General features: G+C 67.2%; 22 protein-coding genes. 13 read left to right on the top strand and 9 right to left on the bottom strand.

Going from position 1 to position 22296, the window contains the following annotated elements; genetic code table 11:
• Positions 1–42 precede the first annotated feature (42 nt).
• The 6 genes from ABEA50_RS09215 (at position 43) to ligD (ending at position 4878) form a co-directional block, all read left to right on the top strand.
• Positions 43–672, top strand: a complete 630-nt coding sequence (locus ABEA50_RS09215; RefSeq protein ID WP_345494812.1) for a TetR/AcrR family transcriptional regulator — start codon at positions 43–45, stop codon at positions 670–672.
• Between the two features lie 123 nt (positions 673–795).
• The gene (locus ABEA50_RS09210; protein WP_345494811.1) at positions 796–1029 is read left to right on the top strand and encodes a hypothetical protein; all 234 of its coding nucleotides are present in this window, start codon (positions 796–798) and stop codon (positions 1027–1029) included.
• Between the two features lie 35 nt (positions 1030–1064).
• Positions 1065–2165: an SPFH domain-containing protein gene (locus ABEA50_RS09205; RefSeq protein WP_345494810.1), complete on the top strand. Its 1101-nt coding sequence runs from the start codon at positions 1065–1067 to the stop codon at positions 2163–2165.
• 42 nt (positions 2166–2207) lie between these two features.
• Positions 2208–2606 (top strand): cold-shock protein, encoded by a 399-nt coding sequence (locus tag ABEA50_RS09200; RefSeq protein WP_425577581.1) that lies wholly within the window; start codon positions 2208–2210, stop codon positions 2604–2606.
• Positions 2607–2782: 176 nt separating this feature from the next.
• A complete protein-coding gene (locus ABEA50_RS09195; protein WP_345494808.1) occupies positions 2783–3880 on the top strand; it encodes an ATP-dependent DNA ligase in 1098 nt (365 codons plus the stop codon).
• Positions 3877–4878, top strand: a complete 1002-nt coding sequence (gene ligD / locus ABEA50_RS09190) for a non-homologous end-joining DNA ligase (RefSeq protein ID WP_345494807.1) — start codon at positions 3877–3879, stop codon at positions 4876–4878. The genes ABEA50_RS09195 and ligD overlap by 4 nt, the downstream gene beginning before the upstream one ends.
• An 11-nt stretch (positions 4879–4889) precedes the next feature.
• On the opposite strand, the gene ABEA50_RS09185 is transcribed toward ligD, so the two are convergent.
• The 3 genes from ABEA50_RS09185 to ABEA50_RS09175 all read right to left on the bottom strand — a co-directional run bounded on the left by ABEA50_RS09185 (position 4890) and on the right by ABEA50_RS09175 (position 7663).
• Complete coding sequence (locus ABEA50_RS09185; RefSeq protein WP_345494806.1) at positions 4890–5657, bottom strand: DUF4190 domain-containing protein; 768 nt, start codon at positions 5655–5657, stop codon at positions 4890–4892.
• Between the two features lie 181 nt (positions 5658–5838).
• On the bottom strand, positions 5839–6486 hold the full coding sequence (locus tag ABEA50_RS09180) for a TetR/AcrR family transcriptional regulator (protein ID WP_345496499.1): 648 nt from the start codon (positions 6484–6486) through the stop codon (positions 5839–5841).
• A 31-nt stretch (positions 6487–6517) separates the two neighbouring features.
• Entirely contained in the window at positions 6518–7663 is a 1146-nt protein-coding gene (locus ABEA50_RS09175) for an acyl-CoA dehydrogenase family protein (protein ID WP_345494805.1), read from the bottom strand.
• Between the two features lie 422 nt (positions 7664–8085).
• Here ABEA50_RS09175 and ABEA50_RS09170 point away from each other — a divergent pair, with 422 nt between their 5' ends.
• The 4 genes from ABEA50_RS09170 to ABEA50_RS09155 all read left to right on the top strand — a co-directional run bounded on the left by ABEA50_RS09170 (position 8086) and on the right by ABEA50_RS09155 (position 12424).
• Positions 8086–9039: an alpha/beta fold hydrolase gene (locus ABEA50_RS09170; protein WP_345494804.1), complete on the top strand. Its 954-nt coding sequence runs from the start codon at positions 8086–8088 to the stop codon at positions 9037–9039.
• Positions 9040–9124: 85 nt separating this feature from the next.
• On the top strand, positions 9125–10555 hold the full coding sequence (locus tag ABEA50_RS09165) for an SDR family NAD(P)-dependent oxidoreductase (RefSeq protein WP_345494803.1): 1431 nt from the start codon (positions 9125–9127) through the stop codon (positions 10553–10555).
• A gap of 49 nt (positions 10556–10604) precedes the next feature.
• The gene (locus ABEA50_RS09160; protein ID WP_345494802.1) at positions 10605–10997 is read left to right on the top strand and encodes a DUF2784 domain-containing protein; all 393 of its coding nucleotides are present in this window, start codon (positions 10605–10607) and stop codon (positions 10995–10997) included.
• 44 nt (positions 10998–11041) lie between these two features.
• Positions 11042–12424: a CoA transferase gene (locus ABEA50_RS09155; protein WP_345494801.1), complete on the top strand. Its 1383-nt coding sequence runs from the start codon at positions 11042–11044 to the stop codon at positions 12422–12424.
• A gap of 20 nt (positions 12425–12444) precedes the next feature.
• Here ABEA50_RS09155 and ABEA50_RS09150 read toward each other — a convergent pair whose 3' ends face one another.
• Positions 12445–13029 carry a TetR/AcrR family transcriptional regulator gene (locus ABEA50_RS09150; RefSeq protein WP_345494800.1) on the bottom strand — a complete coding sequence of 195 codons (585 nt, stop codon included), beginning with the start codon at positions 13027–13029 and terminating at the stop codon, positions 12445–12447.
• 249 nt (positions 13030–13278) lie between these two features.
• On the opposite strand from ABEA50_RS09150, the gene ABEA50_RS09145 reads away from it, so the two are divergent.
• Positions 13279–14367 (top strand): nucleoside hydrolase, encoded by a 1089-nt coding sequence (locus tag ABEA50_RS09145; RefSeq protein ID WP_345494799.1) that lies wholly within the window; start codon positions 13279–13281, stop codon positions 14365–14367.
• A 2-nt stretch (positions 14368–14369) separates the two neighbouring features.
• Positions 14370–15254 carry an amidohydrolase family protein gene (locus ABEA50_RS09140; RefSeq protein WP_345494798.1) on the top strand — a complete coding sequence of 295 codons (885 nt, stop codon included), beginning with the start codon at positions 14370–14372 and terminating at the stop codon, positions 15252–15254.
• A gap of 304 nt (positions 15255–15558) precedes the next feature.
• Here the strand turns inward: ABEA50_RS09140 and ABEA50_RS09135 are convergent, their stop codons facing one another.
• The 4 genes from ABEA50_RS09135 to ABEA50_RS09120 form a co-directional block, all read right to left on the bottom strand.
• Entirely contained in the window at positions 15559–15756 is a 198-nt protein-coding gene (locus ABEA50_RS09135; protein WP_345494797.1) for a hypothetical protein, read from the bottom strand.
• A gap of 67 nt (positions 15757–15823) precedes the next feature.
• The gene (gene meaB, locus ABEA50_RS09130; protein ID WP_345494796.1) at positions 15824–16846 is read right to left on the bottom strand and encodes a methylmalonyl Co-A mutase-associated GTPase MeaB; all 1023 of its coding nucleotides are present in this window, start codon (positions 16844–16846) and stop codon (positions 15824–15826) included.
• Complete coding sequence (scpA, locus tag ABEA50_RS09125; protein WP_345494795.1) at positions 16843–19116, bottom strand: methylmalonyl-CoA mutase; 2274 nt, start codon at positions 19114–19116, stop codon at positions 16843–16845. The genes meaB and scpA overlap by 4 nt, the downstream gene beginning before the upstream one ends.
• On the bottom strand, positions 19116–21020 hold the full coding sequence (locus tag ABEA50_RS09120; RefSeq protein WP_345494794.1) for a methylmalonyl-CoA mutase family protein: 1905 nt from the start codon (positions 21018–21020) through the stop codon (positions 19116–19118). The genes scpA and ABEA50_RS09120 overlap by 1 nt, the downstream gene beginning before the upstream one ends.
• Before the next feature lie 181 nt (positions 21021–21201).
• Between ABEA50_RS09120 and ABEA50_RS09115 the strand changes: the two genes are divergently transcribed.
• Positions 21202–21882, top strand: a complete 681-nt coding sequence (locus ABEA50_RS09115) for a TVP38/TMEM64 family protein (protein WP_345494793.1) — start codon at positions 21202–21204, stop codon at positions 21880–21882.
• Positions 21883–21995: 113 nt separating this feature from the next.
• Here ABEA50_RS09115 and ABEA50_RS09110 read toward each other — a convergent pair whose 3' ends face one another.
• Complete coding sequence (locus ABEA50_RS09110; protein ID WP_345494792.1) at positions 21996–22286, bottom strand: hypothetical protein; 291 nt, start codon at positions 22284–22286, stop codon at positions 21996–21998.
• Between the last annotated feature and the right edge of the window lie 10 nt (positions 22287–22296).

Genomic DNA, 22296 nt, shown 5'->3' with positions numbered 1-22296 from the left:
GCGTGTGCGTCGCCCCATGGACCGAGCCGATAGTGTGGTGCGGTGCAGAAAGGCCAGCATCCAGACCATGGCGACGGGCCCCGAATCTGGGGTGGAACCACGCTCACCGAGCGCAAGCAGGCGCGCCGAACGGCATTGATGGAGGCGGCGCTGGAACTGATCGGCGAGGCGGGGGCGCCGGGTGTGACGATGCGTGCCGTCTGCCGCGGCGCCGGGCTCACCGACCGATACTTCTACGAAAGTTTCGCCAGCCGTGACGAATTGCTCGACGTGCTCTACCGCGAGGTGGCCGATGAATTCCTCGCCCCGATGACCGGATTCGCCACCACCAACGATCCCGCACGCGACCACGAGATGTCGGAGATCCTGGTCGACAAGATCCTCGACGACCCACGCAAATCCCGATTATTGCTGGTGGAGCCCTATTCCAGTACCGGGCTCGGGCAGACCACCCTCTCGGTGATGCCGGTGTTCACCCGGTTGATGCAGGATCATCTGTTCGCCCACATCGAGGATCCGGTCAAGCGCAGGCTGGCCGCGGTGACGATGGCCAGCGGCAACGCGGGCATGTTCTCCGCGTGGTTGAACGGCTCGCTGCGCGCCACCCGCGAGCAGATCGTCGAGCACACCGTGGAGATGATCGGCGCGTATCGGTCGCTGTATCGCCGCTGACACCGGTCGCCGAGCGCGTTTTCGATTCGAACACAACGCTATCGGCGCCCAGCGCCCGCGCACCGCGGTCGGTGGTCGCACGTACGCTGAGGGTTCGGCGGCAAATTCGAGGAGATCACCGCGATGACCGATCCTGTACGAGGTCGCACGGGTAAACTGACCTCGCCGATCCGAGACACCGGGATGCTTGGCGAGGTCCTGGTTTCGATTCGAGGGGGAACCGAGTTGTACATCGCGCGCGCGGCCGAGCCGATCGACGCGGGGACAACGGTGCTGATCATCGAAGCCCATCCGGGTCGGATCGTGGATGTCGTTCCGTGGATTCCTTTGTCGACGGATTCGACCGAGCAAGGCTGAAAAGCACGACATATCTGAACAATTGAGGAGCACAAGTGCTGGGGTACCACGTACCGGATCCGGACGAGGCAATGCTGGTCAGCGGCGCCAAAGTCAGGGACGATGCACCATTCAGGGTGGTTATCGGGCGGGGAAGCTGGGTTATTCCGTTCTTCCGTAAGGTCAGTTATCTGTCCTTGGCGATGTTCGAGGCCGAGATCAAGGAACGCTGCGTCACCAAACAGGCGATCCAGTTGGAAGTGCGCGCGGTGATCGCGTTCAAGGTCGCCAACGATACGCAGTCGATCGTCAATGCGGCACAACGATTCCTGTCCGAACAGGAACAGGAGATGTCGGTACTGACCGGTCGAATTTTCTCCGGTCACCTGCGTTCGATCGTCGGTTCGATGACGGTCGAGGAGATCATCAGGGAACGCCAGAAACTGGCCGACGAAGTTCTCGTCGCCTCCAAAGTGGAGATGGGAAACATCGGCCTCTGGGTCGATTCGTTCCAGATCCAGTCGATCGACGACGGAAACCTCGGATACATCACGGCATTGGCCGCACCGCACAACGCGGCCATTCAACGTGATGCGCAGATCGCGCATTCCCAGGCCGCGCAGCTCTCGGCACAGGCCGAGCAGGAATCGTTGCGCAAGCAGGCCGAATACCAACGCGAGACCGATATCCTGCGCGCGCAGTACCAGCGTGATATCGACAAGGCGAATGCCGAAGCGGCACAGGCTGGTCCGCTCGCCGAGGCCAAGGCCCTGCAGGAGGTGCTGATCGCGCAGGCGGTGCAGGCGAGCAAGGAAGCCGAGCTGCGTCAGCAGCAGTTGCAGGCCGAGGTGGTCAAGCCGGCGCAGGCGGAGGCCGAGCGCGTGCGCATCCTGGCCGAGGCCGAAGCCGACCGCACCAAGATCCAGGCCGCCGCCGCGGCGTCGAACAACCGCATCGCACTCGATCAGATGCTGATCGAACAGTTGCCGGAAATTGTCCGACAGGCGGCGAGCGGATTGTCGGGCGCCAATCTCACCGTGTTGAACGGACCCGAGGGCGTCGGCGAAATGATCAATGGAATGGTCGGGCAAGGACTCACCGTTTTCAATTCCCTGCAAAAGGCGCTTTCGTCCGACGAACACGATAAAGCGGGCTAGGGTGGCCGGATAGATTACGGCGGGAACGAGGAGCGGGTGTTGGTGTCCATCGGGAAATTGGTGTCGTTCGACGGCTCTCGGGGATTCGGGTTCATTCGGCCGGAGGACGGCGGGCCGGACGTGTTCGTTCACGTCAACGACATCGGGCTCGACGAGAACGAACTCCGGCAGGGCAGGGTCTTCGAATTCGAGGTGACCGAAGGAGATCGTGGACCCAAGGCGGTGAACCTCACCGCGGTCGGCGGGCAGCAAGCTGCGTTACCCCCGCCGCGACCTCGGCCCGACCGTCCTGCTGACGGTCGGCTCGCGGTCGAGGAACACCGGCGACTGGTCACCGAACTCCTGCTCGACGCGAGTCCCGCGCTCACCGCGGGCGAGATCGTGATCATCCGCGATCGCCTCACCGAGTTCGCCGACGAGCACGGCTGGCTCGACGACTGATCGGTCGTCCCGCTCACTCCCCTGACCCGGATTCGTGGTGGTGGCACCACCGCGAATCCGGGTTTCTTGTCGGTCCCCGCGCCTAGGATCGAGCGCGAGTCCGCACACCAGGCGATTAGTTCGGGGTCGCCGCGACGTCGATACCGGTACCAGGATCGACACCCGAGGAGGATCGCGTGGATCTACCGGTGCAACCACCCGTTCGGCCCATGTTGGCCAAATCGACCCGCTCGGTGCCGCGTGACCCCGGCCTGAGTTATGAACCCAAGTGGGACGGTTTCCGCTGCATCGTCTTTCGGGACGGCGACGAGGTGGAGCTCGGCTCGCGCAACGACCGCCCACTCACCAGATACTTCCCCGAGGTCGCCGCATTGTTGCGCGATGCGCTGCCGCCGCGCTGCGTGATCGACGGCGAGATCGTCGTGGTGACCGAGCGCGGCCTCGATTTCGACACACTGCAAAACCGCCTGCACCCGGCCGCGTCCAGGGTGAACAAGCTCGCGCAGGAGACACCGGCCAGTTTCGTGGCCTTCGACCTGCTCGCACTCGGCGATCGCGATCTCACCGGTGAACCCTTCACCGAGCGCCGACGCCTACTGGAGACCATCCTCGATACCGAACTGTCGCGGGTGCACCTCACCCCGCTCACCCACGATCCCGACGTCGCCGAGGACTGGTTCACCCGCTTCGAAGGCGCCGGTTTCGACGGGGTGATGGTGAAGGCCGACGAACTGGCCTACCTCCAGGACAAGCGGGTGATGCTGAAGGTGAAGCATGAACGCACCGCCGACTGCGTGGTCGCCGGTTTCCGCTGGCACAAGGACGGCGCGGGCGTCGGCTCACTGCTACTCGGGCTCTACGACGACGCGGGCACGCTGCATCATGTCGGGGTCGCGAGCAGCTTCACCGCGGCCCGACGCAAGGAACTGGTCGACGAGCTGGCGCCCTTGCGCGAGAACGCCTTGGCGCGGCATCCGTGGCGGGATTGGGCCGACGCGGTGGCACGGGCCAAGGAGGACGGCAAGATGCCGGGCGGGGTGAGTCGCTGGACCGGCGGCAAGGATCTTTCCTGGGAACCCTTGCGGACCGAACTCGTCGCCGAGGTGCGTTACGAACACGTGCAGTCGGGTCGGTTGCGCCACGGCGGCAGGCTGGTGCGTTTCCGCTCCGATCGCACTCCCGAGTCGTGTACCTACGGTCAACTCGACGAGGTCGCGCCCGCCGAATTGAGCGCGATCTTCCCGCGGCCCGAGCGGATCGAGCAGCCGCGATGAGCGAATCGGTCGAGATCGATGTGGACGGCACCCTCGTCACGATCAGCAACCCCGGCAAGGTGTATTTCAGCAAGCGCGGCGAGACGAAGCTCGATCTGGTGCATTACTACCAGGCGGTGGCCGAGCCGCTGCTGCGGGTGATCGGCGGCCGACCCGTGCTGTTGGAGCGGTATCCGGATGGCGCGTCCGGCAAGTCGTGGTTTCAGAAGCGGGTGCCGAAATCGGCGCCGGACTGGCTACACACCGTCGAAGTCTCCACCCCCAACGGCACCACGAGCGACGCACTGGTCGCCCACGATCTGGCCCACCTGCTGTGGGCGGTCAACCAGGGCTGCCTGGGATTTCACGTGTGGCCCAACCGCGCCGACAACCTCGAGGTCGCCGACGAACTGCGCATCGATCTCGACCCCTCCCCCGGCATCACCTTCGAGGACCTGAAGCGGGCCGCGCGGCGCACCCGCGACTTCTTCGAGGAGCTCGGTATCGATTCCCGCGTGAAGACCTCCGGTTCGCGGGGCCTGCACCTGTATGTGGCGCTGGAGCCGAAATGGGACGGCTACCAGGTGCGCGCGGCCTCGGTGGCCTTGGCGCGCGAATTGGCACGCAGGCATCCCGAGGAGATCACCGCGCACTGGTGGAAAGAGGAACGCGGTCAACGCGTTTTTGTCGATTACAACCAAAATGCCCCGCACAAAACGGTTTTCGGAGCATGGAGTGTGCGACCCAAGGTGGGTGCGCAGGTCTCGACGCCGATCGACTGGTCGGCATTGGACGACGTGGTCCCCGACGAACTCACCCTCGCGACGGTGCCCGACCGGCTGGCCGAGCTCGGCGACCCGTGGGCCGACCGGCCGCCGCAATCCATCGCCGCCCTGCTGGAGATGTCCGAGCGCGACATGGCCGACGGGTTGCTGGACGCGCCGTGGCCGCCGCAGTATCCGAAAATGCCCAACGAACCGCCGAGGGTGCAGCCGAGTCGCGCGCGCAAAGCCGAGTAACGCCGCGCGAGTTATTCCGTCCAGAGCACCCAGGTGCGCGCCGCGGATTCGCAGACAAGAGCGCGCCCGTCCGCCGTCCGCGCCGTCTTCGCCGCTCCCCCTTCACATGTGGTGCCGGGTTCGGCGAGCGTCGACGACACCGTGTACGGCCCACCCCACCGGTGTGCTCCGCCGGAGGTGGCCAGGCAGATCAGGTCGCCACCCTCGGCGGCAACACCGATCTGGCCCGCGTCGGTGCACGCGGACCCCTTGCGAACGACAGCTGGTTCAGGCGTGGGAGCCGAGCCCGTCCCCGCGTTCGGCGCCGGCGGATCGGGCGGCACGGTCGGCTGGGTCGGGCTCGCCTGCGCGGTCGTCGCCGCGCTGGTGCTGGTGCTCGACGCCAGGAAATCCGGCCGAGGGACCTCGGGCAGGAAGTTCCCGACGATCAGCACCGCACCGGCGGCCACCACCAGTTCGGCGAACCCGATCAGCAACCCGAACAGCGCCATCACCCGCCCGCGCGGATGGCTGTAGGAGATGAACCCGAACACGATCGCCACCGGAAACAGCCCGACCAGCGCCGCGGCCAAGGAGACCATCGCGTACGGGTTGACGATCGGCGGCACCTCCAACCGGAGCCGACCCTGTCGGCGGCGACTCGGCGCCGGTTCCTGCCACCCCGCGTCGGGGTCGTCCTCCTCGGCCCAGCGACCGTCGGATTCCTCGGCGGCCCACCGATCCTCGGTCTCGGCCGCAGGCCAGCGCTGCGACTGACGGCGTTGCGTCGTCCGTGCCATCTCAGGTCCCTCTCCACCCATCGCGCAGGAACCTCGACCGCTCGGACCCGCCCCGATATCGACACACAATAAGGGCAGAACGCTCCGCAGACGATCCGAAATGTCCGATGGGTCGGCCGAAGCGTCAGCGAGGACACACCGAATACCGACACGACGGCGCACGCGTCCGGGCCGCGCCGGGTCAGTGCGAGCGATGCAGCCGGGGCAGCGACTCGCCCACCAAGGTGGCCAGCAGATCGACGAGCAATGCGTGCACCTGTTCGCGCGACACCGTCGCACGGGTGATCCATTCGCGCCCAGCGACTTTCACCAGTCCGCCGTAGGCGCGGACGAACGCGCGCATCGCGGCGTCGTGGTCGGAGTCGGCCATGCCCACCATGGCGAGCAGGCGTTCGGCGGCGGCATCGTCGGCGCGGTCGAGGATCTGCTGCACCTCTGGGTCGTCGCCGACGCCCTCGTGGCTGGTCACCTTCACCCAGGTATTGCCGTGCTCGGCGATCACATCCAGCAGCCAGCGCACACTGGCCTCGACCCGTTCGCGTTCGGTGCCGGTGGGCACGATCATGTCGTCGCCCCTCGGCAGCGTCACCATCCTGCGCACCACCGCGAGGTAGAGCTCGCGCTTGTTGCCGAAGTAATGGTTGATCAGCCCGCGCGCCACCCCGGCCCGCTGCGCCAGTTCCGCGGTGGACACCGCCGCGTACGGCCGCTCACCGAACATGTCGATCGCGCAGGCGAGGATCTGCGCGCGGCGCTCGTCGGGGCCGAGCCGCCGACGCCGCGGCGAGCCGTCGCCGTGGTTTCCGAGCGCACCCGAGGCGTCCGTGATCTCGACGCCGGAGGTCTCGGCACTGGGTTCCTCAGAGTGATCTGGCAATGAGATCCTTCATCACTTCGTTGCTGCCCGCGAGGATCCGCAGGACCCGCGCGCCGGTGTATAGCTGGGAAATCGGATACTCCGTCATGTAGCCGTAGCCGCCGAACAGTTGCAGGCAGCGGTCAACCACGATACCGAGCTGATCGGTGAGCCAGTATTTCGCCATTGCGGCGGTGGGAATATCGAGTTCGCCGCGCAGATGCTCGACCACGCAATTGTCGAGGAAAGTGCGGCCGACCTTCGCGAGGGTCGCGCATTCGGCGAGCTCGAACTTGGTGTTCTGCATGGCGAACAGCGGTTTACCGAACGCCTCGCGCCCCTTGGTGTAATCGACGGTCAGCCGCACCGCCTCTTCGGCCATTGTCACCGCGATCACCGCGGTCACCAATCGCTCCTGCGCGAGCAGCTGCATCATCTGATAGAAGCCCTGGCCTTCGGCCTCGCCGAGCAGATTGCTCGCGGGGACGCGCAAACCGTCGAAGAAGAGCTCGGCGGTGTCCTGCGCCTTGCCACCGATCTTGTTCAGGATGCGGCCGCGTTGGAAACCAGGGGTGTCGTCGCCGACTTCGGCGTAGATCAGCGAGACACCCGCCGCACCCTTGGTGGGGTCGGTCTTGGCGGCGATGATGATGCCATCGCAGAGCCAGCCGTTGGTGATGAAGATCTTCGAGCCGGTGATCACGTACTCGTCGCCTTCGCGCACCGCGCGAGTCTTGATGTTTTGCAGGTCGGACCCGGTGCTGGGCTCGGTCATGCCGATCGAAAGCACGACCTCACCGCTGGCCGCCTTGGGCAGCACCTCGCGCTTGAGCTCCTCGGAGCCGAACTTCGCCAGATAGGGCGCGACGATGGAGCTGTGCACGGGGATGCCCATCGAACCGTCGCCCGCGCGCGCCTGTTCCTCGATGATCGCCGCCTCGTGCGCGAAAGTGCCACCACCACCGCCGTATTCGGCGTCGATGGCGGTGCACAACAGGCCGAGCTCACCCGCACGGTTGTAGAGCGCGCGATCGGGATGCCCCTGGGCGACGAACCTTTCGGTGTGCGGGACGACCTCTTTGTCGAAGAAGGTCTTGGCGAGGTCGCGAACCGCCTCGACCTCGTCGTCACTCCATGCGGCGCGTGCCATCGATCGATCCTTTGCTCGCTGTTTCCCGACTCGACGCGGGCCATCCGACGACCAGATTTCCGCACTATTGGCATAATGTCAACAAACCGCCGACGCGTCGGCTCCGCACGATCCGCGCATCCGAGCGGTCGGCCGATACGCCACGCGCGCCCTCCGTGTCGACGGCATATCCGGATCGGCCCGGATATCGCGCCGAGGAAGAAAACGGCCCCGAAACCCCTTGCCGGTAGCCGACTTCGCGCGCGCCGCGCACGAAACCATAACGTGAGCTACGCCATATTCCTCGGCTTCACACCCCCATCGGACCGCGATCCTTCGTACTGTCGGCAACGGTAGAAACGTATTGTCGGTACGCGCAGCGGCGAAGTGCCACCGACCCGGTAGCTCGCGGTGCGCGAGCCACGCGTGAACGAGGCAGCGACATGACCGAACCCGCCGATCAGCCCGATCTCCCCACCGCATCCGATCACACAGGGACGCTCCCGCCCGACCGACGATGGACGGTCACCGGCGGCGCCGACATCGCAGTCTTCGAGTGGGGTGATCCGAACGCCGAGCCACTCGTCCTGGTCCACGGCCTCACCGACACCCACGACATCTGGGCTCGGGTCGCCACCCTGCTCGCCGACGGCTTCCGGGTGATCACCTACGACGTGCGCGGCCACGGCCACTCCGAGGTGCCCGCGGGGCGCTGCGACTATCGACTCGATCGGCTGGCCGAGGACTTCTTCGCCATCGTCGACGCCGCCAGTCCCGGCACACCCGTGCACGCGTGCGGACATGGGTGGGGTGCGGTGCAACTGTGGGAAGCCGCGTGCGACCCCCGCGCCAACACCAGGGTCGCCTCGTTCACCGCGATCTCCGGACCCAACCTCGACCATCTCGGCCTCTGGCTGCGCGCCGCCCTGCCGATCGCACGCCGTCGCGCGATCGACCCCGCCTGGTGGGTGCGCGGCGCGAGCACGCTGGCACCGGCGACGATCGCACGCAGACTCGCCACCCCGAGGGCACGCGCTCTGCTGGTGCGACAGCTCGGCGGAGCCGTGGCAGTCCCGGCACGGGTCGCGACGACGTGGCGTTCGGACCTGCTCGCCGGTGCCAGGATCGCCGACGCCAATGTCGCGCACCACCTACGCAAGCCCCGGCTGCGGCGCACCGCGGTGCCGGTGCAACTACTCGTCGACACCACAGATCCCTTCGTGCCGCTGTCGGTGTACGGCGCCTCCGGGCGCTGGGTGGACCGGCTGTGGCGGTGCGCGGTACCCGCCGACCATTGGCTGCCGATCACCGAACCGCTACTGGTCGCCGAGGCGATCGCCAACTTCGTCGACGATCTGCGCGCCGATCACGCCGCGAGCACCCCGCGCAGCGGCTGACCTGCCCTCGGGGAACGGGGCAACGCGTGTTTGCGACAATGGACGCGCGATTGCCCAGCTCACCCGAAGGACTCCCGAAGCACCGATGGCCGACACCACGATCGATCCCGACGACCTGGCGACCTGTCTTCGGGTGCTCGACATGGCAGCGCAGCTCGACAGCGACCACCCCGATTCGTTGACGGTGCAGCGCGCGGTCGGGCACATGTTCAAGAAGCTCAAGCAACGCCGCAGGTCCGCGGCGCGCGAGGCGCTCGCCGCCGCCGACCGCGCGGTGATCGCCGCGACCGCGACGGGGTCACCGAACCGGATCGACGATGAGACCGCGGGCATCCCGATCAGTTCGCAGGCCACCGGAGCCAGCGCCGGGACGCTGTTGCGGGCGCGACCCTGCTACATCTGCAAGCAGGAGTACACCCGCGTCGATGCCTTCTACCATCAGTTGTGCCCCGAGTGCGCCGTGGCGAGCCACGAAAAGCGCGATGCCCGTACCGATCTCACCGGCCGCCGCGCTCTGCTGACCGGTGGTCGCGCCAAGATCGGCATGTACATCGCGCTGCGCCTGCTGCGCGACGGCGCGCACACCACCATCACCACTCGCTTCCCCAACGACGCCATCCGGCGCTTCGCCGCGATGGATGACAGCGCCGACTGGTTGCACCGACTGCGCGTGGTCGGCATCGATCTGCGTGACCCCGCACAGGTCGTCGCCCTCGCCGACGACGTCGCCGCCCACGGCCCGCTCGACATCCTGATCAACAATGCCGCGCAAACCGTGCGCCGTTCCCCCGGCTCCTACAGCGCGCTGGTCACCGCGGAGTCCGACGCCCTGCCGCTGGGAACGCTGCCCGACGTCATCACCTTCGGCAAGACGATGCAGGCCCATCCCACGGCGCTCACCTCCTCGCTCACACCCAGCCTGTCTTCGGCCGAGGTCGCGGAGTTGGCGTTGGTCGCGGGATCGGCTACGCCCGAACGCATTTCGCGGGGAATCGCGATCGATGCCGGCGGGTTGGTGCCTGACCTCGCGCATACCAACAGCTGGGTGCAGACCGTCGCCGAGGTAGATGCCACAGAGTTGCTCGAGGTGCAACTGTGCAACTCGGTCGCACCGTTCATCCTGGTCTCGCGCCTACGCCCGGCCATGGCCTCGGCGCCCGCGCGCCGCAAGTACGTGGTGAACGTCTCCGCCATGGAGGGCCAGTTCTCCCGCGCGTACAAGGGCGCCGGTCATCCGCATACCAATATGGCGAAGGCGGCGTTGAACATGTTGACCCGCACCAGCGCTCGCGAAATGCTCGAGGCCGACGGCATTCTGATGACGGCGGTGGACACCGGGTGGATCACCGATGAACGTCCGCACTACACCAAGGTTCGGCTCGCCGACGAAGGCTTCCACGCGCCCCTGGATCTGGTGGACGGTGCCGCGCGGGTCTACGACCCGATCGTGCAGGGCGAGAACGGAACCGACCTTTTCGGCTGCTTCTTGAAGGACTACCGCCCCGCGCCCTGGTGAGCACGCGCGAACCACGCTCACCCCGCGCGCCGACGGCTATCCTTGAAGGGTGTTCTTCCAGGCACTGGCCGACCTAGTCGCGGCCGTCCACTTCGCCTTCATCGGGTATGTGGTGGTCGGCGGGTTCTTGGCGTGGCACTGGACCCGCACCATCTGGCCGCACGTGATCGCGGTCGCGTGGGGTTTCGGCACGGTGCTGTACCCGGTGGGTTGTCCGCTCACGTTTCTGGAGAACTGGGCGCGCGATAGCGCGGGCACCGAGGGTCTGCCGCCGGGCGGCTTCATCGACAACTACATCACCGGCGTGTTCTACCCGGACAGCGCACTGGGTCTGGTCCGCGCGCTGGTGATCGTCGGCGTCGCGGTGTCGTGGGTCGGATACGTGCGGTTGCAGCGTCATCGCGCGGCCGGTCCGGTCAGCGGCTCCGCACTTCCACACTGAGACATCCCGTCCGGGCACGACCGATTGTGACAGTATGGGCAGTCGTGAGTCGTGTACCCGCCGAAGATCGAATATCACCGCACACCGCGGTGCCGAACCGGTTGGTGCAGGACTACGAAGCCGGAATCGGTATCACTCCAACGTCACTCGTCCCGACCGCCGATCCCGCCGGTGCGCTCGCCGCGACGCTGCCCGCGTGGTCACTGGCCGCGGGTTCGGTCACCGCGTTCGCCACCGCGGCCAATCGCATTCGCGCCGTGCGCGGCCACGATCGGGTGGACCATCGGATCGACCCGCGCCGCATCACCGCTTCGTTCGCCAGCGATCGCGTGTTCCGTGTCGACGGCGCGAGCGCGTCGCCGTTCGCCGAACTGTCGGGGTTCTTCCCCACCTTCGACGGCTGGGTGCGCACCCACGCCAATTACCCGCACCACCATGCCCGCCTGCTGACGGCGTTGCGGCTGGCCGAGAACGCGCCCACCGAAGCGGTGATCGCGCAGATCGCGATGAGTCGCGCCGTGGAGATCGAACGAAGGGCCGCCGCCGCCGGTGCGATCGCGGTGCAGGTGCGTACCGAACACGAGTGGGCCGACAGTCCGCAGGGCCGCGCCGCGGCGGCGGGCCCGCTGGTGGCGGTCGATCCGCGCGCCGATCGCGCCGCACCGGGCCTGCCCACCGGAGCAACCAGCGCCTACCCTCTGCACGGCGTGCGCGTGCTCGACCTCACCCGCGTCATCGCGGGGCCGGTGGCGACCAGGGCTTTGGCTCTGCTCGGCGCCGAGGTGATTCGAGTCGATCCCCCACAGCTGCCCGAAATCCCTTGGCAGTACGCCGATACCTGCCAGGGCAAGCGGTCCACGCAGCTCAATCTGCGCACCCAGCTTCCGGTGTTCAACGACCTCCTCGCCGCCGCCGACGTCTTGATCACCGGGTATCGCCCCGGCGCCCTGGAACGCGCCGGGCTTTCGGTCGCGCCGCGTCCCGGGCTGATCCACGGCAGCGTCAGCGCGTGGGGTGACACCGGCCCGTGGCGTGAGCGCCGCGGTTTCGACAGCATCGTGCAGGCCGCGTCCGGGATCGCGATCATCGAGGGCGCCCCCGCGGTGCCCGGCGCGCTGCCCGCCCAGGTACTCGACCACGCCTCCGGATATCTGCTCGCGGCCGGTGTCGTCGACGCGCTCGGCGCCCGATCGATCGACGGAGTGGGGCGTGATGTGCGGGTTTCGCTGGCGCGCACCGCTTCCTGGTTGCTCGCGTCCCGCGACCGCACCCCTGGCCATCCGCCCGCCACCGAGCCCGCCGCCGAGGAAACAGCCGACGACGGCAAGGTAGTCACCGCGCTGCCCGCTCTCGCGGAGTATGCCGGATACCCTTGGCCCGCACCGGCTTACGGGATCGACCGCCCGGCATGGCGGCTGCACGCCTAGCCCGAGCTCGCGCGCGAGGCTCAGTCGAGTTTCGGCGCACCCGCGGTGATCGTCAGCAGGGCGGCGGCCAGCTGGTCTCCGTCGGGTAGTTCACCTTCGGGCGCGATCGCCCACAGCACGCCCAGGCCCTGCACGAGAACGAAATACAGCTGGGCCACCACCCTGGCCTGCCACTCGTCGAGTTCGGGATGCGCCGCGCGCAGCGCCACGGCCATCTCGTCGTAGATCGCGGGAAGTCCCTGCTCCAGGTAGTTGTTCGAGTCCGGCTCGCGCGCCACCCTGACCAGGTTCTCCATGCTCGCCACCATGCTGTCCCGGTTGTTCGCGAACACCGAAGGCATCGTGGTCCACAGTTCACTGAAGCCCTCGAACAGGGAACTACCACGCTGCGCGCGGATGAGCTCTTCCATGTTGTCACCGATCGCCGTGCCGAGCTCGGCCGAGAGCGCCTCGGAGATCAGCTGTTCCTTGGAACCGAAGTGGTAGCCGATCGCCGCGAGGCTCACCCCGGCGGCGGTGGCGATATCGCGCGCGGTGGTCTTGGCGACGCCGCGCTCGATGATCACCTTGCGCGCACCGGCCAGCAGGTCTTCGCGATTGCCCATTCGGTCAGGCTACAAGGCGATGAGACATTTGTGCCAGACAGCCGTATCAGCCCCCCACGGTCGGTGCGTACTTGCCGGGCGTGCAACGACGCACAGCCCGCAACCACCTCACCAGCCCGCGTGCACCTCTCCCACCAACCGGGCTGCACCACTCCCACCAACCCGACCACAACACTCCCACCAACCCGACCACAACACTCCCACCAACCCGCCCGCTACCAGCCGGAGCGGCGCGCTTAGTCTCGACGCGTGCGCCAGAAGATCCTCATCGACGTCGACACCGGGATCGACGACTCCCTCGCGCTGCTGTATCTGCTCGCCTCCCCCGAAGCACACCTGATCGGTATCGCGGCCACCGCGGGCAACGTGCCCGCAGCCCAGGTGGCCGCGAACAATCTCGCCTGGCTCGACGTGTGCCGCGCACCCGAGATCGAGGTCGCGCTCGGCGCCGCGCAGCCGCTGGCCATCCCCTTGCGCACCACCGAGGACACCCACGGACCGTGCGGCATCGGATACGCCGAATTGCCCGCGAGCACACGGGAACTGTCCGCTCGTTCGGCCGCGCGCCTGTGGGTCGAGCAGGCGCGCGCGCAGCCCGGCGAGATCGTCGGGCTGTGCACCGGACCGCTGACGAACCTGGCGCTCGCCCTGCGCGAGGAACCGCGACTGCCGACCCTCCTGCGCCGCCTGGTGATCATGGGCGGAGCCTTCCACCACCCCGGCAACACCACACCCACCAACGAATGGAACGTGCACGTCGACCCGGAGGCCGCCAAGGCGGTCTTCGACGCCTTCTCCGCCGCGCCGCCGCAGCGTCGTCCGATCGTGTGCGCCCTCGATATCACCGAGACCATCGAGATGCGGCCACACCATCTGCTGCGACTGGCCGAGCGCGCGCAGAGCCTCCCGCTGGAACACCTTTCGGAGTCCACCCCGCCGGGTAGGTCCGCGACGAGCAACCCGGTGATCGCCCACCTCACCGACGCGGTGCGCTTCTACTTCGAGTTCCACCAGCAGCACGACCAGGGATACCTGGCACACATGCACGACCCGTTCGCCGCCGCGGTCGCCCTCGACTCGACGCTCGCGCGAACCAGGCCCGCGACGGTCGATGTCGAACTGTCCGGCACGCTCACCCGTGCGACGACGGTCGCCGACTGGTCGGGCATGTGGGGCCGAGAGCCCAACGCCGACATCGTGATCGACACCGACCCCGCGCGATTCTTCGACAGCATGATCGCCAAGATCGGCGACTTCGCCCGCAACCGCTATCCACCGCACGAACTGGCCACCACACCGACGCGCGACATCTCGACAGCGCACGAACAGGGGCGATAACGATGACCGACGCCGATGACATCACCTACCTCACGCGATTGCGCGAGCGTCTCGACCTGCCGGGAATCATCGACATCCACACCCATTTCATGCCCGATCAGGTGTTACGCAAGGTCTGGGCGTATTTCGACTCGGCGGGCCCGCTGGTTGGTCGCGAGTGGCCGATCACCTACCGCACCGATGAGATGGTACGCCTGAAAACTTTGCGCGACTTCGGCGTTCGCGGCTTCACCTCGCTGGTATACCCACACAAGCCGGATATGGCCGCCTGGCTCAACGAATGGACCGCGGAGTTCGCCGCGCACACACCCGAATGCCTGCACACCGCGACGTTCTACCCCGAACACCACGCGGGCAGTTATGTCGAGGCCGCGATCGCCGCCGGTGCGCGAGTTTTCAAGGCGCACATACAGGTAGGGCACTACCACCCCGGCGACCCGCTCTTGAACCCGGTGTGGGAACAATTGCAGGACAGCGGAATTCCTACGGTCATCCACTGCGGCTCCGGCCCGGCACCCGGCGACTTCACCGGACCAGGCCCGATCGCCGAGGTACTGCGTCGCTTCCCCCGGCTGCGGTTGATCATCGCGCACATGGGCATGCCGGAATACTCCGAATTCCTCGATCTCGCCCAGGATTATCCCGGCGTCGGCTTCGACACCACCATGGTGTGGACCGACTTCTCCGAGGCCGACTGCCCATTCCCCGACACCGAACGCGGCCGCTTACGCTATTTCAGCGACCGCATCCTGTTCGGCAGCGACTTCCCGAATATCCCGTACTCCTACGGACATTCGCTCTACGCCCTGGAACGCCTCGAGCTCGGCGACGACTGGTTACGCCAGGTCTGCTACGAGAACGCGGCCCGCATGTTCGACCTGAGCTGAACCGGCGCCCCCACCCTCGAGCGCTCGCCCAGGCCCTCCTTGTTTCGCCACTCCCGTGGACCGTGACCGCCGCATCGGCCACGCGAATCCCCGAACCGTGGCGACCACGCGCCGGAGCCGGCCGTCTCGCCCAATGACGCGAGCTCAGGACTCGGCAAGTCAGACCGAAATCGTTGAGCCCGTCGGCATTCCGCACGTCAAGAGGGACAGCATGCCGTGCGCGATCGATCATCGCCACTGCGGCGGCACTGGCGCAGCGCAGCTCATCCTCGGCGGCACCCGACCTCCTGCGGGAACCAATGTCCTAGATGGTGGCGATCCGCGCGCGATCGGTCCGCTCCGCATCCGGGTCGGCGTCGATCGCACCCAATCCACCGACGCCGCGCGCAGCCGGTGACCAGACAGCGGCGATCGTCCCCGAACCGGACAGACAGCCGATCCGTAGCGTGGATTCGAGCGGGACCGACCGCCCCACCGAGTCGAGCTCGGCGCCGGAAGACACCGGAATATCACAGGGACCCGGCGCCACCCGAAAACGGATGGACGACAGACAGATCGGCCGTGGCCGCTCAGCCGCCGTCGAAAGCGCGCAAGAGATCTTCGGCGGCCAAGGCCGCGGTGCGGGAACCATCACGCACCTGTTGTTCCACCTCGGCCCGAATCGCTCGGACCTTCGGATTGTCGGCCAGCCGACGCAACAGCTGGTCGTGCACCATCGTCCAGGTCCAGTCGACCTGTTGGCGGCGCCGCTTCTCCGCGAACTCCCCCGCCTCCGTGAGCACCCTGCGATGGTCGAGCACGGTGTCCCAGAACTTCTCCAGACCCAGACCCTCCAGACCGCTCATCGTGAGCACCGGGGGGCGCCACAACGCGTCGTGCGGGTGGATCAGCCGCAACGCGCTCGACAGTTCCCGCGCCGCGGACTTCGCCTCGATCTCGTGCTTGCCGTCGGCCTTGTTCACCGCGACCAGGTCGGCGAGTTCGAGCACACCCTTCTTGATGCCCTGCAACTGATCTCCGGTGCGGGCGAGGGTGAGGAAACAGAACACGTCGACCATATTGGCCACCGTGACCTCCGACTGCCCGACACCGACGGTCTCCACCAGGATCACGTCGTAACCCGCGGCCTCGAGCAGCGCGATGGTCTCGCGCGTCGCCTTCGCCACCCCGCCGAGGGTGCCCGCGGTCGGTGACGGCCGGATATAGGCGTTCGGCTCCACCGACAACCGCGCCATCCTGGTCTTGTCACCCAGAATCGAACCACCGGTGCGAGTGGACGACGGGTCGACGGCCAACACCGCGACCCGATGCCCCTGCCCGATCAACGACATGCCGAGCGCGTCGATGAACGTCGACTTCCCGACGCCGGGAACGCCGGTGATGCCGACCCGATTCGACAGCGCCGCACCCGGTTCCGGCGTCAGCCGCAACAACAGCCGCTGCGCCGCGTCACGATGATCGGACCTGGTGGATTCCACCAGCGTGATCGCGCGCGCCAACCCGGCACGCTCGCCGCCGAGCACCGCCTCGGCGAGTGCGTCGACATCGATCGGGCGACGCCCGTGCCGTCGCACCGCGCCCGCCGCACTCATTCGGCGGCGGCGGATTCCTCGGCGCCGCTACCGGTTTCGTGACCGAGTTCGACCGCGAGCTTGTTCAACAGATCGATCGCCGACTCCGCGATCACCGTGCCGGGCGGGAAGATCGCCGCGGCACCGGCTTCGTAGAGGGCGTCGAAATCGCCGGGTGGGATCACACCGCCGACGATCACCATGATGTCGGGTCGTCCGGCCTCGGCCAGTGCCTGCCGCAGGGCGGGCACCAGCGTGAGGTGGCCCGCGGCGAGTGAGGAGACACCGACGACGTGCACGTCGTTGTCGGCCGCCTGCTGCGCCACCTCTTCCGGAGTCTGGAACAGCGGGCCCACGTCGACGTCGAAGCCGATGTCCGCGAACGCCGTCGCGATCACCTTCTGTCCCCGGTCGTGGCCGTCCTGTCCCATCTTGGCGACCAGGATGCGGGGACGCCGACCCTCGGCCTCGGCGAACTGCTCGACCAGCGTGATCGCGGTGCCGATATTGCTCGCCTTGCCTGCCTCGTCGCGGTACACGCCCGACAGCGTACGGATCTCGGCCTGGTGGCGGCCGTACACCTGTTCCAGCGCGTCGCTGATCTCGCCGACGGTCGCCTTGGCACGAGCCGCGTCGACGGCGAGGGCAAGCAGGTTGTTACCCATGCCGCCCTCGGAAGAGCCTGCGGCCCTTGTCAGTTCGTCCAAGGCCCGACGCACCTGATCGGGGTCGCGGTCGGCCCGCAGCCGCTCCAACTTCTCCAGCTGTTCGGCGCGCACCCGCGAGTTCTCCACCTTGAGGACCTCGACCTGCTGGTCCTCTTCCACCTGGTATTTGTTGATGCCGATCACCGGTTGCTGTCCGGTGTCGATGCGCGCCTGGGTACGCGCGGCGGCCTCCTCGATCCGCAGCTTCGGGATGCCCTCACCGATCGCCTGCGCCATGCCGCCGTGCGCCTCGACCTCCGCGATGTGCGCACGCGCCCGGTCGGCCAGCTGATGGGTCAGCCACTCGACGTAATACGAACCGCCCCAGGGGTCGATCGGCCGCGTGGTGTTGGACTCCTGCTGGATCAGCAACTGGGTGTTGCGGGCGATGCGGGCGGAGAAGTCCGTCGGCAGAGCCAGTGCCTCGTCGAGTGCGTTGGTGTGCAGCGACTGGGTGTGTCCCTGGGTCGCGGCCATCGCCTCGATACAGGTGCGCGCCACATTGTTGTAGGCGTCCTGCGCGGTCAGCGACCACCCCGAGGTCTGCGAATGGGTGCGCAGCGACAGCGATTTCGCGTTCTTCGGCGCGAACTTCGCGACCAGCTCGCTCCACAGCAGTCGACCGGCCCGCAGCTTGGCGACCTCCATGAAGAAGTTCATCCCGATCGCCCAGAAGAACGACAGGCGTGGCGCGAACTTGTCGACCTCCATGCCCGCCTCGATCCCGGCCCTGATGTACTCCACTCCGTCGGCGAGGGTGTAGGCCAGCTCCAGATCGGCGGTCGCCCCCGCCTCCTGAATGTGGTAGCCGGAGATGGAGATCGAGTTGAACTTCGGCATCTTCGTGCTGGTGTAGGCGAAGATGTCGGAGATGATCCGCATCGAGGGCTTCGGCGGATAGATGTAGGTGTTGCGGACCATGAACTCTTTCAGAATGTCGTTCTGAATCGTTCCTGCCAGCTGTTCCGGTGCGACGCCCTGCTCCTCGGCGGCCACCACATACAGCGCGAGAATCGGCAGCACCGCGCCGTTCATCGTCATCGAGACACTGACCTGGTCCAGCGGAATCTGGTCGAAGAGCTGGCGCATGTCGAGGATCGAATCGATCGCGACACCGGCCATGCCGACATCACCCTGCACGCGCGGATGGTCGGAGTCGTAGCCGCGGTGGGTGGCCAGGTCGAAGGCGACCGAGAGACCCTTCTGCCCGGCCTGCAGGTTGCGGCGGTAGAAAGCGTTCGAGTCGGCGGCGGTGGAGAAACCCGCGTACTGCCGAATCGTCCACGGCTGGTTGACATACATCGTCGGGTACGGGCCGCGCACGAACGGCGCGGTGCCGGGCACGCTGTCGAGCGGGTAGCCCGCCGCGGCGACCGCGTCCCGGTCGGCCTTGGTGAACACCGGTGGGACGTCGATGCCTTCGGGCGTCGACCAGACCAATTGCTCCGGCGAGTAGTTGTTCGCCTCGGCGGCCGTCCTGGTGAAGCTCTCGACCTGCGCGGCATCGACCGCGGCGGGTTCGGGCGCGTTTTCGCGCAGCGGAACCTCGGCGAAGTTGCCGATCACGTGTTGGACGTCGGTCATCAGGCTCCCACCTTCTCCAGCAGCTGCGACAGCGCCGAGACCGCGTCGATCCCGGCCGCGAGGTAACCATCAGGGCGCTGCGCGTCCGCCAAGTCGGCGACCGCCTTGTCTTTGCCTGCCAACAGCACCGTCGACACCCCCGCGGCGCGCAGATTCCGCACCGCCGCACCGGCTTCGGTGCCATATCGCTTATCGGTGCCACACAACACCGCGATCGACACGGCGGCTTCCTCGGCCGCCGCCTCGATCGCGTCGAGGTCGAGCGGGCCGGGGTTGATCGATTCGATGCCGCCCGAGGCCAGCAGATTCGCGATGAAGCTGGTGCGCACATTGTGTTCGGCGACCGAACCCAACGGCACCAGCAGCGCTCTCGGCCGCACACCGTTGGCGGCGAGATAAGCATCCGAACGGTCGCGCAATGCCTCGAACGCGCCACCGTAGCGCGCGACCCTGCCGGGCTTTCTTGCCTGCTCCGACAGTGGTTTCTCGGCCAGGTTCGGGAATTCGTTCACGCCGGTGACGGCCGACTTGCGGTGGGCGACATCGCTGTCGCGCGCGTCCCTGGTGGCGGCGATCCGCGTGGCGAGGCACCCGGACTCCAGCGCGGCGAGATAGCCGCCCTCGGTTTCGAGCTCTTGCATGAACTCCCACGCCTTCGCGGCGAGCGTCGCGGTCACATCCTCCACGTACCAGGAGCCCGCGCCGGGATCGCGGACGTGGCCGAGGTGGGATTCCTCCAACAGCAGCAGTTGGGTATTGCGGGCCATCCGCTCGGCGAAGACACGCGAGATACCGAGTTCGTCCTGCGGGAGCGCCGCGTCGAACGGCAACACCGTCACCGAGTCCGCGCCGCCGACGCCGGCACCGAAGCTGGCCAGCGTGCTGCGCAGCAGATTCACCCACGGATCACGCTGGGTGAGCATGGCCGAGGACGTCACGGCGTGCTGTGGCGCGGCGCCGAATTCCGCGGCACCGCACACGTGCGCGACCCTGGCCCACAGTTGGCGTGCGGCACGGAATTTGGCGATCGTGGCGAACTGATCGTCGGTGGCGGCGAACCGGAATTCCAGCTGCGCCAGCGCCTGCGCGATGCCCACCCCTTCGGAGGTGAGCGCGCGCAAATACGCCAGACCCGCGGCCACCGCCGCGCCGAGCTCCTGCGCGTCCGAGGCACCCGCCTCGTGAAAGACGGTGGCATCCACGGTGATCGCGCGTACCGTCTCGGTCCGCTCGCTCGCCGCGGCGGCCAGCGCGACGGTCTCGGCAAGCCCCAGATCGGCGATCTCGGCGAAGCGACTGGTCAGTGGCGCGGCGCCGAGGGCGATCTCGATCTTCGATCGATCCCGCGCGCCGTAGCCTTCGATCACGGCGAAGATCTCCCGCGCCGCCTCGGCGGCCTCGGCGCCCGCGTCGAAACTCAACGGCGCCAAGTCGAACAGCAGACCCGACAAGGCCGTCGACAGGTCGGCGACCGGGACGCCGCGCTCCCCTACGCCGAGCCAGACCGCGCCGAGCCCGTTCTCCAACCCGGCCAGAATCGCGCGATTGGCCGCGGCCGCGTCCCGGTCGGCGATGTATCCGCTGACGAACCAACCCCGGTGCACGTCACGGGTGGCGTCGCGTCCTCGCACGAACGGAAACTGTCCTGGCAGCGGCAGTTCCGGCAGTTCGTCCCTGCTGGTGTAGAGCGGGGCGATGGTCAATCCGTCGTCGGTGAGCTCGGCCAGCAGCCGTTCGGGATCGTCGGGCAGCTGCTCGGCGTCGACTCTGCGCGCTTTGGCGAGCACCCCGGCAACGCCTTTACGCCATGTCGCGTAGTCGGGCCCGCCGTTATTGGGCCCGCTGTTATTGGACCCGCTGTTATTGGACGCGGCATCTTTTCCGACGTCTGAAGCAATCGGCATGCTTGCTGTCCCTCTTCCACTCGATGACGGCCACGCCCCTCTGCGCAACCGATACCGTCGCATTCGCCCAGTTCAGCGCCTACGTTGGTTAACGAGGATTCGTCCCGCTTCCTCTGATGCTAGCGCCAGTGTTACCCGCACCCGTCCCTGGCCGCCGCTACCAACCGGTAACCTCGCCGGAGTGACCAGGCTGATTCGCGCGTCGCGCGTCGTCGCTCTACTCGTCGCTGTCGCCGCTGTTTTCGTGGCCGCGCTGCTGGTTCCCTTACCGACCCCGCAGCAGATCCAGGACTGGGCGAGTTCGGTGGGTCCGTTGTTCCCGCTGCTGTTTTTCGTCGTCTACGCGGTCGTCACCGTCGCGCCGATTCCACGCACGGTGCTCACCGTGAGCTGCGGGGTCTTGTTCGGTCCCGTCCTCGGCATCACCGTCGCACTGGCGGCGACCACCGTCGCCGCGGCACTGGCCTTCTTACTGGTACGCGCACTCGATCACGAGCAGGTCGCCGCGCGGCTCACCCATCCCGCGGTACGCGCGATCGATGAGCGACTGGAACGACGAGGATGGCTCGCCGTCGGCTCGTTGCGACTGATCGCGCTCGCACCGTTCTCGGTGGTCAACTACTGCTGTGGATTGTCGTCGATGCACTTCTGGCCGTACCTTGTCGCCACATTCCTCGGATCGTTGCCCGGCACTGTCGGCACGGTGATCCTCGCCGACGCGCTCACCGGCGGCACCCATCCCGCGATGATCGTGGTCTCGGCGACGTGTCTCGCGATCGGCGTGATCGGCTTGGTGGTGGATACGAAATGGAAGACGACCGCCCCCACCGAAGAACCCGCCCCCGTGTCCGTGTCGGAATAACCTGCGCCCACACCGTCGAGAACCGGCGATTGTGCGCTTCGGGTTGAGCACTACTCGGCGGTGCCCCTCGTCGAGCAGGCGACGTCCGGCGCCTGCTGGCGCGCGAACCCGACCTACCGGTGCGTGGTCTCGGTGTCGACGTCGTCGAAGAACTGCGTTTCGGTCATCCCCAGCCGCGTGGTCACCAGTTCGAGCGCTAGTCGAAGCACTTCCTTCTCACTCGGCGCGACCACCTGCGACTGTTCGAACCGGACATCCCCACGCTCGACCCGAACGCCACAGCGCCAGCCCGCCCCGGTCGGGTGCGGTTCCGGCCTGCCGATGACGACCCAGACCGGGACACCGTCCTCCACATACTCTTTCGTCGCCAACACATCGTCGCGCACCGCGTTCGACATGATCATGCGATCACCC

Origin of the sequence: Nocardia callitridis (assembly GCF_039543305.1) — a bacterium.
GTDB lineage: Bacteria > Actinomycetota > Actinomycetes > Mycobacteriales > Mycobacteriaceae > Nocardia > Nocardia callitridis.
Note: the sequence above shows the minus strand (reverse complement) of the source record. Positions and strands in the feature narration are given on the sequence as shown.